At 30.7% G+C, this 12,341-nt stretch carries 14 protein-coding genes; 11 read left to right on the top strand and 3 right to left on the bottom strand.

The features are described 5' to 3' along the window. Nucleotides 1–90 precede the first annotated feature (90 nt). Together JHL18_RS17820 and JHL18_RS17815 are read left to right on the top strand one after the other, a co-directional pair. Nucleotides 91–912, top strand: coding sequence for a Cof-type HAD-IIB family hydrolase (locus JHL18_RS17820; protein ID WP_200271723.1), 822 nt, complete (start codon nucleotides 91–93; stop codon nucleotides 910–912). A gap of 263 nt (nucleotides 913–1,175) precedes the next feature. Beyond that, a complete protein-coding gene (locus JHL18_RS17815; protein ID WP_200271720.1) occupies nucleotides 1,176–2,063 on the top strand; it encodes an ROK family protein in 888 nt (295 codons plus the stop codon). Nucleotides 2,064–2,146: 83 nt separating this feature from the next. On the opposite strand, the gene JHL18_RS17810 is transcribed toward JHL18_RS17815, so the two are convergent. After that, nucleotides 2,147–3,376, bottom strand: a complete 1,230-nt coding sequence (locus tag JHL18_RS17810) for a macrolide family glycosyltransferase (RefSeq protein ID WP_200271718.1) — start codon at nucleotides 3,374–3,376, stop codon at nucleotides 2,147–2,149. Nucleotides 3,377–3,765: 389 nt separating this feature from the next. Here JHL18_RS17810 and JHL18_RS17805 point away from each other — a divergent pair, with 389 nt between their 5' ends. The 5 genes from JHL18_RS17805 to JHL18_RS17785 all read left to right on the top strand — a co-directional run bounded on the left by JHL18_RS17805 (nucleotide 3,766) and on the right by JHL18_RS17785 (nucleotide 6,608). After that, a complete protein-coding gene (locus JHL18_RS17805; RefSeq protein ID WP_200271716.1) occupies nucleotides 3,766–4,320 on the top strand; it encodes a sigma-70 family RNA polymerase sigma factor in 555 nt (184 codons plus the stop codon). After that, nucleotides 4,307–4,639, top strand: coding sequence for a hypothetical protein (locus JHL18_RS17800; RefSeq protein ID WP_200271714.1), 333 nt, complete (start codon nucleotides 4,307–4,309; stop codon nucleotides 4,637–4,639). The genes JHL18_RS17805 and JHL18_RS17800 overlap by 14 nt, the downstream gene beginning before the upstream one ends. Then, a complete protein-coding gene (locus tag JHL18_RS17795; RefSeq protein ID WP_200271712.1) occupies nucleotides 4,636–4,977 on the top strand; it encodes a zinc ribbon domain-containing protein in 342 nt (113 codons plus the stop codon). Before JHL18_RS17800 ends, JHL18_RS17795 begins: the two co-directional genes overlap by 4 nt. Before the next feature lie 34 nt (nucleotides 4,978–5,011). Further along, nucleotides 5,012–5,443: a hypothetical protein gene (locus tag JHL18_RS17790; RefSeq protein ID WP_200271710.1), complete on the top strand. Its 432-nt coding sequence runs from the start codon at nucleotides 5,012–5,014 to the stop codon at nucleotides 5,441–5,443. A gap of 355 nt (nucleotides 5,444–5,798) precedes the next feature. Beyond that, the gene (locus JHL18_RS17785) at nucleotides 5,799–6,608 is read left to right on the top strand and encodes a methyltransferase domain-containing protein (protein WP_200271967.1); all 810 of its coding nucleotides are present in this window, start codon (nucleotides 5,799–5,801) and stop codon (nucleotides 6,606–6,608) included. Between the two features lie 91 nt (nucleotides 6,609–6,699). Here JHL18_RS17785 and JHL18_RS17780 read toward each other — a convergent pair whose 3' ends face one another. Further along, the gene (locus JHL18_RS17780) at nucleotides 6,700–7,230 is read right to left on the bottom strand and encodes a dihydrofolate reductase family protein (RefSeq protein ID WP_200271708.1); all 531 of its coding nucleotides are present in this window, start codon (nucleotides 7,228–7,230) and stop codon (nucleotides 6,700–6,702) included. Nucleotides 7,231–7,511: 281 nt separating this feature from the next. On the opposite strand from JHL18_RS17780, the gene JHL18_RS17775 reads away from it, so the two are divergent. Beyond that, on the top strand, nucleotides 7,512–8,693 hold the full coding sequence (locus JHL18_RS17775; protein ID WP_200271706.1) for a pyridoxal phosphate-dependent aminotransferase: 1,182 nt from the start codon (nucleotides 7,512–7,514) through the stop codon (nucleotides 8,691–8,693). Nucleotides 8,694–8,896: 203 nt separating this feature from the next. Here JHL18_RS17775 and JHL18_RS17770 read toward each other — a convergent pair whose 3' ends face one another. Further along, nucleotides 8,897–9,373 carry a chlororespiratory reduction 6 domain-containing protein gene (locus tag JHL18_RS17770; RefSeq protein WP_200271704.1) on the bottom strand — a complete coding sequence of 159 codons (477 nt, stop codon included), beginning with the start codon at nucleotides 9,371–9,373 and terminating at the stop codon, nucleotides 8,897–8,899. Nucleotides 9,374–9,747: 374 nt separating this feature from the next. On the opposite strand from JHL18_RS17770, the gene JHL18_RS17765 reads away from it, so the two are divergent. From JHL18_RS17765 to JHL18_RS17755, 3 genes are all read left to right on the top strand, one after another. Beyond that, a complete protein-coding gene (locus tag JHL18_RS17765) occupies nucleotides 9,748–10,308 on the top strand; it encodes a phosphatase PAP2 family protein (RefSeq protein ID WP_338025479.1) in 561 nt (186 codons plus the stop codon). A gap of 87 nt (nucleotides 10,309–10,395) precedes the next feature. Then, entirely contained in the window at nucleotides 10,396–11,151 is a 756-nt protein-coding gene (locus JHL18_RS17760) for an AAA family ATPase (RefSeq protein WP_200271702.1), read from the top strand. A gap of 163 nt (nucleotides 11,152–11,314) precedes the next feature. Next, nucleotides 11,315–11,836 (top strand): GNAT family N-acetyltransferase, encoded by a 522-nt coding sequence (locus JHL18_RS17755; RefSeq protein ID WP_200271700.1) that lies wholly within the window; start codon nucleotides 11,315–11,317, stop codon nucleotides 11,834–11,836. Nucleotides 11,837–12,341: the final 505 nt, after the last annotated feature.

The raw sequence follows: 12,341 nt of genomic DNA, 5'->3' as shown, positions 1-12,341 counted from the left end.
TATTAATTCTTTGCGTAAGCTCATTAAAGCATCGGATGAATAACCGCTTAATTTCAAGACAGTGTCTTAATTTAAAGGGTGGGGTGAATTATGTATAGGCTTATGGCCATAGATATGGATGGTACTCTTCTTCAAAATGATAAATCTTTATTAGATTCTACAAGAGATAGTATAAAGAAGGTAATGGATTTAGGAGTAAAGGTGGTATTAACTTCAGGCAGACCAGTTCAAGGAATAAAAAATTATTTAGATAAGCTAGGACTTAATGGAGAAGATGACTATGTGATTGGTCTTAATGGGGCGGTAATATGTAGATGCTCAGATTATTCAGTGGTAAGCAGTAGTGCAGTACTTACAGGTAAAGATCTTAAATACATTTATAATAGAACAAAAGGATTAGGTGCTTATGTTCATGCTTTTACTGAGAGAGAAGATTTTGTAAGTGAATTAAGTAAACTCTCAGAAGCCGAAGAGAAAAGGTTAAACTTAAAGGTAAGAAAAGTGGACTTTATTAATGAAATTAATGATGATGATGAAATACATAAGGTTGTTCTTGAAGAACAAAGTGATGTACTCGATAGAATTATGAATGAGATTCCTGAAGATTTGAAGCGAGACTATAGTGTGCTTAGAACTGTAGGATACATGATAGAGTTTATGAATAAAGATTGTAATAAAGCCTTAGGAGTAGAAAGCTTAGCTAAGCATCTTGGAATATGTAGAGAAGAGATAATAGCAATTGGTGATGCGGATAATGATATTGAGATGCTTAAATATGCAGGTCTTGGAGTGGCTATGGGAAATGCACAGGATAGAATAAAAGCTTTAGCTAAATTTGTGACTAAAAGCAATGAAGAAGATGGGGTATCCTATGTCATTGAGAAATTTATATTAAATCAAGACTATGTTTAAGAATATTATTTAGATTAATTTAAATACGACGCTTTAACAGCCACTAAATGAAAAATAACAAATATACAATTTTATTAATAGAAAGCCTCGAGGTATTAACCTGAGGCTTTATTTAATTTTTTTATTTATTTTATATTGAAATTTATGAGATTTACTTATGATTTTCATAAATAGAAAAAGGGATTTAGTTGGTATCACTGAATAAAATAAATGTATTATATAGATAGAGTCTATTATCTTTATGATAGAGAGAGGGAAAAAATATGAGGTATTTAGTTTTAGATATTGGAGGAAGTGCAATAAAATACGCAGTTATGTCTGGAGAGGCTGAGTTTGTTGAAAAAGGCAAAGTTCCTACTCCATTAGATAACATACAGAATTTTATTGATACTGTTGGAGAAATATATGATAGATACAGCAAGGACATAGAAGGAATGGCTATAAGCATGCCAGGAGTGCTTGATAGCAAACGGGGATATGCTTACTCCGGTGGAAGTTTAGAATATAATTCAGGAAAAGAAATAGTGAAAATTCTTCAAAGACGTTGTCCTACAAAAATAACAATAGAAAACGATGGAAAGTGTGCGGCTTTAGCTGAGGTTTGGAAAGGAAGTCTTAAGGAATGCAACGACGGAGTTGTTGTAATACTTGGTACTGGTATAGGTGGAGGTATAATAAAGGATAAAAAACTTCACAAAGGAAAACACTTTTTTGCAGGAGAATTTAGTTTTATATTTACTGATGGAATAGGAGACCAGTATTGGGGCTTAAAAAATGGGACTCTAGGTTTAACTGTCCCTGTTGCAAAGGCAAAAGGACTGCCTTTAGAAGAAGTAGATGGATATAAGGTTTTTGAATATGCCAATTCTGGAGATGAGGAAGTTCTAAAAATACTAGATGAATTTACCTATGGCTTAGCTGTACAAATATTTAATCTTCAATGCATTCTAGATCCGGAAAGAGTTGCTATTGGTGGAGGAATAAGCGTACAGGATATATTAATTGATAGTATAAAGAACAATATAGATAAGGTATGTAGTAAGCTGGAGAGCTTAAATCCTCCAAGACCAGAAGTAGTAAGATGCGAGTTTTCAAATGACTCTAATCTTATAGGCGCTTTATATAATTTCTTGAATTTTCATAAGAATTAGAGTAAGTTAAATAACTTACAATCTAAAGGGTATGTTTAATTGAAGATAATTATTAAACATACCCCATTATTAGAGATGTGGCTTTAACTATTTAATTCTAATAACTCAGATAATGTTCTGCTTTTAAGTTCAAATATGGCATCAACTGCTTCGCTATAGCCACCACACTGCTTAAAAGATTCATTTATTTTATTTATATTGTTAAGATAGCTAGTATTTGATAGAACCTCTTCCACTGAATTTCTTAAATCTTCTACAGATAGCTTGTCTTTGTCAAGAATAATTGCGGCTCCTAATTCTTCTGCTCTTGATGCTATGTAAGGTTGGTCAGCACCGAAGGGGATTGCAACAAAAGGTATATGGTTATATATTAGATCGTTTGTGCTATTCATTCCAGCATGAGTTATAGCAACAGCTGTATACTTAAGTATTTCAGACTGAGGTACGTAATTTCTTACAATAAAGTTTGAAGGTATAGTAAAACTTGAAATATCGATATTATAAGCAGTCATTACAATAACATAGTCTGTATTAGCAAAAGTTTCAAAAAACATATTATAGATTTGTAAGTCGGCCTTATTGAATACAGTTCCTAAGGATATATATATTACTTTTTTATCTTTAAGTTTATGGAACGGAAAATCTAAATTCTCTTTTATCTCGTAGGTAGGTGGTCCAATAAACTTAAAAGATGAATCATAATATTCAGGATGAGGGATAAAGTACTCAGAAGTATATGCAATATTTAGATCTCCTTTATTAAAAAACAATTCCACAATACCAGGCATTTTTACACCATAATCATTCATTAAATTATTAGATAACTTTGTATAAGTATCAACCACTGGATGGCCTTTTATCGAGTCTATATTTATTTTATTAGCACCACCGTATTCAAGTTCTTGTGGGGTAGCAAATATAGCAAAGGAAGACACTGAAGGAATTTTTAATATTTGAGATAGGATTTTTCCATAAGGGAAAGAAGCACCATACATTATGTAATCAAAGTTAATACCTTTTATATCATCTAGTAAATCATTTATAAAGGATTCACTTGATTGAAGAACTGTATTTATAAAGTTAAGCATTTGATTCATACTGACATTCTTATTTTTGTGATCGCTAGAACTTCTAGAGAATACTTCTGTTTTAAAGCTTCTAAAAGTAGCGCCTGTTCTTTCTATCCTTTCTTTAAATTCATCATAGCAATAATAAGTTACTTCCTCACCTCGGTTCACAAGTTCCTCAACCAATCCTAAAGTTGGATTAACATGTCCGTGCCCATGGATGTTTAAAAATAATACTTTAGACATTTTATCACTCCTTATAATATAAAAAATATATGTTTTAAAAATATTGTGACATTTTACATATAATGGTTTACAAATAGTTTACTACTTTTATAGTATATGTCAATTATTCAAATCTAAATGAAACCGTTTTACAATGATAAGGTTAATGAGATTTTTGTGTAATTATATATAAAAAATTATTGAAATAAGTACAGATTAATAAGATTATAGGATAGTTTGTTAAATTTGTTTACTTGTATAGTTGTACATACATATATGCTTAGTAAGCAAATGATATATGTTTGTATCACTAATAATATATAATTATTTAAGGAAATTATTTTAAGTAGTGAACTTTTTTTACAGTTAATTGTCTTACTTAATGAATGGAGTTGGGAGGGGATAAAACTTTGGAAGAGCAAGAACTTTTAACTAGAGCCAAAGGTGAAGATAAACAGGCACTTAGTACATTGATTGAGCGGAATTATAAAACTCTTAATGGATTCATAATAAAGCTTACTGGAGATATTTATCTCTCTGAAGACCTACTTCAGGAAACCCTTATGAAAGCAGTTATAAATATAAAGTCATATAGAGGCGAAAGTAAGTTTTCAACATGGCTTATAAAGATAGCCTTGAATTTATACAGAAATAATTATAATAGACAAAAGAGAATTAAATTTTATGAGCTAAGTGATGAATCTTTAGTAAGTAACGGATCAGCAGTTGAAGATAAAATAGAAGCAAAGATGCAGGTTGAAGAAGTTCTAAGAGAATTACAAACTTTAAGTTATGAAAAAAGAGTAACCTTCATATTAAAGCATTATTATGGATATAGCTTAGAAGAGATAAGCAATATAATGGGATGCGCAGAAGGGACTGTAAAGTCACGATTACACAACACTATCAAGGGGTTAAAGAGTATGTTTAAGTCTAAGGAGGTATCTATCTATGAAAAGGAATAAAGAGGTTCATGATGATTATTGTTTAGACAAAAATAAGTTGCTAGATGACAGTTTATTAGAACAGCTCGGACTTATTAAAAAGTTAAACGTAAGTGATTTAATTGATAAAGTTCAATATAAGGAAAAAAAGAAAAAGCTTATTATATCTGACTTTTTATATGGTGGGGTAGTGCTTCTAGTACTTATAATACAGTTTAATATATTATTTAGGATGGGCATTGTTATATGGATAAGTATAAATAGTTTTATATCTCTTTTAATACCACTTATCATGCTTCCTAAGTTGCAAAAGAGAATTAAAGGAGGAGTTTTTTTATGAATTTAGGTGAATCGGTTATATTTAGCGTAAGCTTTATAATCCTTTTAATTTGGCTTGGACAGTCGTTGTGGATATATTTAGATGCGCGGAATAGAAATGAAAGATTTGCATTGGGATGGGCTGTTTTAGCACTATTCAGCGTTCCAGTTTCCTTAATAGTTTATCTAATGCTCACCAGAGGAAGAGAAGAAAAATGTAAAACTTGTGGAGCACATTTAGAGCGTGGATTAACCATATGTACAAACTGTGGAGCAGATATAGGCAAGATTTGTGCAAATTGCGGAAGTATTATGAAGGAAAGCTGGAATTATTGTCCTAGTTGTAAGAATAAGTACTAAGATAATGAATTTTAATGTTTAGGAGGAATTTGATATGGAGATATTTAAAAAGTATAAATTTGTATGGATAATATTCATTGCAGTGATAATGGTAGTGTCACTAGCTGTTACAGTATTAATAAAAGGTACATTTAATGGTAAGTTTTATACCGATAGTTTTAGTGAGAGAGGAGCTTTTGAAACTTCAACACTCAATTCATGGAACAAGAGTTATAGCTATTTTAATGGATCCATGAATAAGAGAATAAAAGTTAAAGCTGATGAGGAGCTGACTATTAATTATTCATCTGCAGTAAAAGAAGGAAACTTGAAAATAGTATTTTTCAACGAAGAAGATAAAGAAATAAAAAATCTACTTGAAGATAACAGTGGTGTATTTAAATATACGGCAAAGGAAAAGGGTACTTGTCATATACAAGTTGTAGGAGAAAAGACTAAGGGTGAGTTTAATCTTTCTTGGAAGTAAGCTGATAAAGAGTTCCTATATCGAAACTTAATTTATACTTGTTCGAAAATCGCGGGTTCTGGGGATTTTCGAGCATGTATAAATTAATAGTTGAGCTAGGAACTCTATAAAGATGTACCACTTCGAAGCGAAATCTATTTTTAAAACTCTGCTAGGTCCTGAGTAGAGAATTTAAAATATAAATTTTACTACTAAGTGGTACATCCATATAAAAGCATAATACAGATTATTACGGTGTATATAATAAATTCTTAGTAAATAATTAAAATAGATGGTATAATCTGATATGAAAATTATTGGTTTAGAGAATTTGGAGGATTTCAAATTGGAAGAAAAATTAGACACAACAGGCATAATGGATTTTAATAGCTCGGACAGTGGGAGCAAGGTTGTTATAGATAGTAACGAAGAAATATGGAATAAAGAAACTTACAACGCGTGGGTCAATAGATTTGGCACGGCAGAAGAAGCTGCAGAGAGAATAAGTAAGAATCCTGAAGGATTACTTTCTATACTTCATGATAAATTTGGTGATGTAAAAGGAAAGAAGATAATGAACTTGATGGGATCCAATGGCAATAAGGCTGTTGCATTAGCTCTGCTTGGAGCACAAGTTACTGTAGTTGATTTTTCGGAAGGCAATAAGAGATACGCTTTGGATCTTGCAAAGGCAGCGGGAGTAAAAATAGAGTATATAGTATCTGATGTATTAAAGTTGCCTAAGGAGCAGTTGTTAGTTAATTATGATATTGTATTTGCTGAGATGGGGATACTACACTACTTTACAGATTTATCGCCATTTATGAAAGTAATATACGAGCTTCTTGATAAGGGAGGAATTGCTTTAATAAGAGATTTTCACCCTATATCTACTAAGCTAATAAGTTCTAGGGGATCAACTGCAAAAGTGCGAAAGCACAAGGTAACTGGTGATTACTTTGATACTTCTTTAGAAGAAAAGGATGTATCGTATCATAAATATTCAGAGAATGACGAACCTAAAAAGGTATTTCTTCGTAAATGGACCCTTGGGGAGATTGTAACAAGTGTTGCAACTTCAGGTCTAGTAATTAAAAGCTTAGAGGAAGAACCAAACTTATCTTCAGAAGTTTTTGATAAGGGGATTCCTAAAACTTTCACTATTATGGCTGAGAAAACTTTATAAAAAACAAAAAAGGTGAAATGATTATTTAAATAATCACTTCACTCTTTTTGTTCTATATTCTTTACTTCAGTGAAACTTTTATAATTTAAGGTTATTTTAGCCCGTAATGCAGTTCAACAAATTGATTAAATCTTCTTATGTTTTTAAGTCTTAGTTCTAACTCAAAATCAATTTCTTTAAATAAAGGAATGCCTTTTCCGATTATAGTTGGAGCAACTGTAATTATAAATTCATCAACTAGTCTTTCTTTTATAAAATAATGTAATAGATCTCCGCCTCCTACTACCCATATGTTGCCTTCTTTGGATGCTTTAAGTTTATTAGTGAAAGAAACTACATCTTCATTTATAAACTGAACATTTTCATTTTTTCCTACCAAAGTGTTAGAGAATACATAGCAAGACTTATTCTTATAAGGAAAGTTACCTTTTTCATTTGTTATTATCCAATCATAGGTTTTTCGCCCCATAATGATAGTATCTATGGTTTCATAGAACTCAGAGTAACCATTATCACCCTCACCTTCTACTTTAAATAACCATTCTAAACCATCATCCAGTGTGGCAATGTAACCATCCAGACTGGTTGCAATATAGGTGTATACTTTACTTTTATTATCCATAATTACTTAGCTCCTTTATAGTTATTTACATCATTATTAAGAAATTATATTTTCATTATATTAATTATCTTATTATATCAATAGTGTTCCAACTGCAGCTATTAATTATCTACTAAAATATAAATGAACTATTTCTTGATTTAATTTATATTTTCAAAGTTTTCTTTCGAAAATATAAAAGGATTTTACTGTGAAGGATACTTTACCTATAAAATCCAAGTATAAAGTAGTATAATAAATGTTAAAAGTAATTTGATGCATTAAGAAAAGGGGGCATTTTGGTGTTTTCAGAAAAAGTAATAACTAATTTGAGTAATTCATCTTGGATAAGGTTGATGTTTGAAGAAGGAGAAAGACTAGCTAAAATTCATGGGGCAGATAAAGTATATGATTATAGCATAGGTAACCCTTACGCAGAGCCGCCAAAGGAAGTTACAGAGTCGCTAAAAAAGCATATTCTAGGGGATGAAAAAGGAATCCATAGATATATGAGCAATGCAGGGTATGTAGATGTAAGAGAGAAGATAGCTAAACTTTTACAAGAAGAAAGTGGAGTAGAGCTTTCATGTAATAATATTGTAATGACAGTAGGGGCTGCTGGAGGCTTGAATGTTGTATTAAAGTCTATATTGAATCCAGAAGAAGAGGTTATTGTCTTCGCTCCGTATTTTGTTGAGTATAATTTTTATGCTGACAATAATGGAGGAAAAACCGTAGTAGTACCACCTGATACTAAGACTTTTGAGCCTAATCTTGAAGCTTTCGAAAATAGTATAAGCAGAAAGACAAAGGCTATTATTATAAATAATCCTAATAATCCAACTGGAGTAGTTTACAGTAAAGAAACTCTTAATAAGATAGCATCAATAATAGATGAAAAAGAAAAAGAATATGGGATAACTATATTTGTGATTTCAGATGAACCTTACAAAGAAATAGTTTATGAAAACATAAAAATCCCTAGTTTATTATCCATATTTAAAAATGCTATAATAGTAAATTCTTTCAGTAAATCTTTAGGGCTTGCTGGAGAGAGAATAGGATATATAGCAGCTAGCAGCAAAATAGAACAGATAGATTTACTAATAGGTGCACTAAGTTTTTGTAATAGAACTCTCGGCTTTGTAAATGCTCCTGCTTTATTCCAAAAGGTTATAGGGGATTCATTAAAAGCAAAAGTTGATATAGGTGAGTATGAAAAAAGAAGAGATTTTCTTTATGAGAAGATTACTTCCTTAGGATTTCAGTGCGTAAAACCGCAAGGAGCTTTTTATCTATTCCCTAAAGCATTGATTGAAGATGATGTAGAGTTTGTAAAAAGGGCTATGAAATATAATTTACTACTTGTACCAGGCAGTGGTTTTGGATGTCCGGGGTATTTCAGAATGTCATATTGTGTTAAGTTCGATATGATAGAAAACTCAATTCAAGCTTTTGAAAATCTAGTACAAGAATTTAAATAACGGGTTTCTATAATATTTCATGTTTTTAGATAAAAAAGGCTAGTGCATAATGTACAAAAGTCTTAAATAATACGAAAGCCATGCATAAATATGGAGGTAAGTCCTCTATTATGCATGGCTTTATTCATGTTAATTCTTTGCGTAAGCTCATTAAGGATGATTAAAGAATCAATTTCAAAACGGTGCTTTAACATCGCCTAATTTTATAATAACATAGAAGCAAGTCTTACTCTCATTTTTAAAATGCTTCTTGAGTTTTCCCGTATTTGCCTCATATATGCTATGGTCTGATTTAGTATCTGGGATAAGAGATTGTTATCAAATTGCATCTTTAAATCAATATTTGTTTTTCCAACTACACTGCAGGTTTGATGTTTATTACATAAACAAGCTAGTACCCATGCATCATTTGAATTTACATTGCTTAAGAAATATAACATATAAGGGTATTTATCAAATACTTTCTTATAAAACGCCTTAATTTCTGGAATTTCAAATATTTCACGAGGATCATCATCGTAGCCATCAACTTGAAAAACTATATTATTTTTATATTTTTTAACTCCATCTCGTTTGAAAACAGTTAACATTCTATCTATTTCTTGCAAGTCTAAAGCTTCAATATAACTTTTATTTAGTATCATTATATGTAACTTTCCATCATCAGAATAATTGCCCATTCGTACCTCCCTATTTAATAAAATGGTTAAAATGTAAGCATACCTTATAATAATATCCATATTTTAGATTTTCTTATATTTATTATAGTATTTATCATACCATATTCAACGCTCAAATCTTATAAAAATGTAAATTTAAACACCTATTATGATGAGTTTATAAAAAATTAAAATAAAAAACTTGAATTGTGTGATATCATAGTACATAATTGATTTTTTCAAATATGTGGAGATACATATTTGATACTATCCTTATATTTAAGTGATATATGAAAGTTAAGTATACATAGGTACAAGGAAATATTTAAGGTTAGATTAAGCTTAAGTATATATAATTAAGATTGAGTAAGAACAAGAGTTGTAAAGTGGGTGGTATGATGATTTCATCAATATACAGTATAGATAATTCAATCTTGGATTTCATAAAGAATAACCTTCACTCTTTTTGGCTGGATAAAGTAATGATTGTCTTGACTAATTTAGGGGATAGTGGAGTTATATGGATAGCAATAGCCTTAGGGTTAATTATTAGTAAAAAGTATAGAAAGTCAGGTTTTATGCTGCTAATGGCTATAATACTTGGTGCGCTATTTGGAGAAGTTATTATAAAGAATATAGTTCAGCGTGGAAGGCCTTTTACCCATGTTCCAGGAATGGAATTATTGATTAAGAAACCTAATTCTTATTCCTTCCCATCGGGACATACAACAGCATCATTTGCAGCTGCGGGCATATTATCTTATTGTTTTAGAACGTATTCAGTAGCGTTTTATCTGCTTGCTGCACTTATAGCTTTCTCTAGGCTGTACTTATATGTGCACTATCCTTCAGATGTATTGGGTGGGATAGTTTTAGGAAGTCTAAGTTGTTTATTAACTATTTATATATTCAGGAAATATATAAATAAACAAAAGAATTATAAGATTAAGGTCTAGAATAAGTTGGTTTAACAGTGCATTTTAATAAGAATTTATAAAAGGGGGAGAGCTTAGCTGAGATGATAATGTAGCTAAGTATAGTATATGAATTTATCACAGGTAAATCAGTATCTAAGAAGTATGGAATTAAAGAAGGCCAGAGGTTATTCTTTGGAAGAATATCCGTACTGCGTAAAGGCTGTAAGAAGCATAGATAGGTTAGATTTTCATCCTAAAGTAACATTTTTTGTAGGTGAGAATGGATCTGGAAAATCTACAATTTTAGAAGCGATTGCAACAGCATATGGCTTTAATCCAGAGGGAGGAACTATAAATTTTAACTTCTCCACTAATGATACTCATTCTGAATTGTATGAGCATATTAAGCTTATAAAAGGGGTTAAAAAACCACAAGATGGTTTCTTTTTAAGAGCAGAGAGTTTCTATAATCTAGCTACAAATATAGAGGAATTAGAAAAAGATGTGCCAGGTATGTTTATGTCCTACGGCGGTAAATCCCTTCATAAGCAATCACATGGAGAATCCTTTTTCTCAGTTTTTATGAATAGATTTAATGGGCGTGGCTTGTATATATTAGACGAGCCAGAAGCAGCATTATCTCCAGCTAGACAGCTTTCTATGATTGCAAGAATGCATAGTCTTTTAGAAAAAAATTCACAGTTTATTATAGCCACTCATTCACCTATCCTTATGAGCTATCCTGATTCCACAATTTATGAAGTAAATGATAGTATTAAAGAAGTTAGATATGAGGAAACAGAACACTACAGTATAACGAAAGCCTTTTTAAACAATCCAGCAAAAATGCTAAAAATACTAATAGAAGAAAATTATGATTAAAGCATAGGAACTATTTGATAGTAAATAGATGACAAGTTAATTTTGAAGTGATATACTAGTTTTTAACATTTAAGTTAAAAGCTATATGAGCTATGTAATATGCATTTAGTTTGTAATAGTTTTTGTCTTCAGTATACATTTAAACAAAAGGGGGACAAGAGTTATGTATTATGGAGAAAAGGTATGCTTAAGGGCTTATAAAGAAGAGGATATACCTAGAGCAGTAGAGATGGTAAATGATAGGGAACTTAAAAAACTTCTGGTAACAGGAATCCCATTTCCTATGACTTCATGGGAAGAAGAGGAATGGGTGAAATCGCAAAAGAGCACAGAGACAGGAGAATACAACTTTGCTATTGAAGATATCCAAACTAAGAAATATATAGGTGGCTGCGGTATTCAGAAGGTAAACTGGCTAGCTCGTACGGCTACAGTTGGTATCATGATTGGAGACAAGGAGTATTTGGGTAAAGGATATGGTACTGATGCGATGAAAGTGCTTCTGGATTTTATATTCAACAATATGAATATAAACAAAGTTAAGCTTTCTGTTTTTTCTTTTAATAAAAGAGCACAAAAAAGTTATGAGAAGTGTGGATTCATAGTTGAAGGAGTTCTTAAGGATGAGTTGTTTAAAGATGGAAGATACTATGATGAGATAGTTATGGCTGCTTTTAGAAAATAATGTGTTATATAAAGGCAGATGCGTTAAAAAAGTGCACTGAAGAAAATCGCTTCAGTACACTTTTTTATTTTTGTCATTTTATACAAAGTTGGCATGGATGCTAGATATAGCTATTTAAATTATGAAACAACAATGTGAAGATTAAGTAAAATATTGAAAAAGTAAACATTTTCAAAAGAATCATGCTTTAATTAATATAGACTGGCTGATTTTGACTATTATCGCCTAAATTAATGAATATTAGAATATTTTGAAAATTGCCAAAATATTGCAAAGGGTATATAATGTGGAGGTGATTTGGCTTTGTCTTTTAATTAATATAAAGCCAAGACCGTTAATATTACAAAAATTTATATACGCTATGAATATTATTAATGTGGGACAAGTAATAATATTTATATCTAAAAAATAAGATAAACTTAAGTGAAGTAGGTGATATAGCAAAAACATAAGCTAAATATTTTTTATTGATACTATATCTAATAACCGCATTATATATGTATTA

Source organism: Clostridium yunnanense, assembly GCF_016595795.1.
Classification (GTDB): domain Bacteria; phylum Bacillota; class Clostridia; order Clostridiales; family Clostridiaceae; genus Clostridium_AR; species Clostridium_AR yunnanense.
The sequence above is the reverse complement of the archived record's forward strand: the minus strand, read 5'-3'. Positions and strand labels throughout refer to the sequence as shown.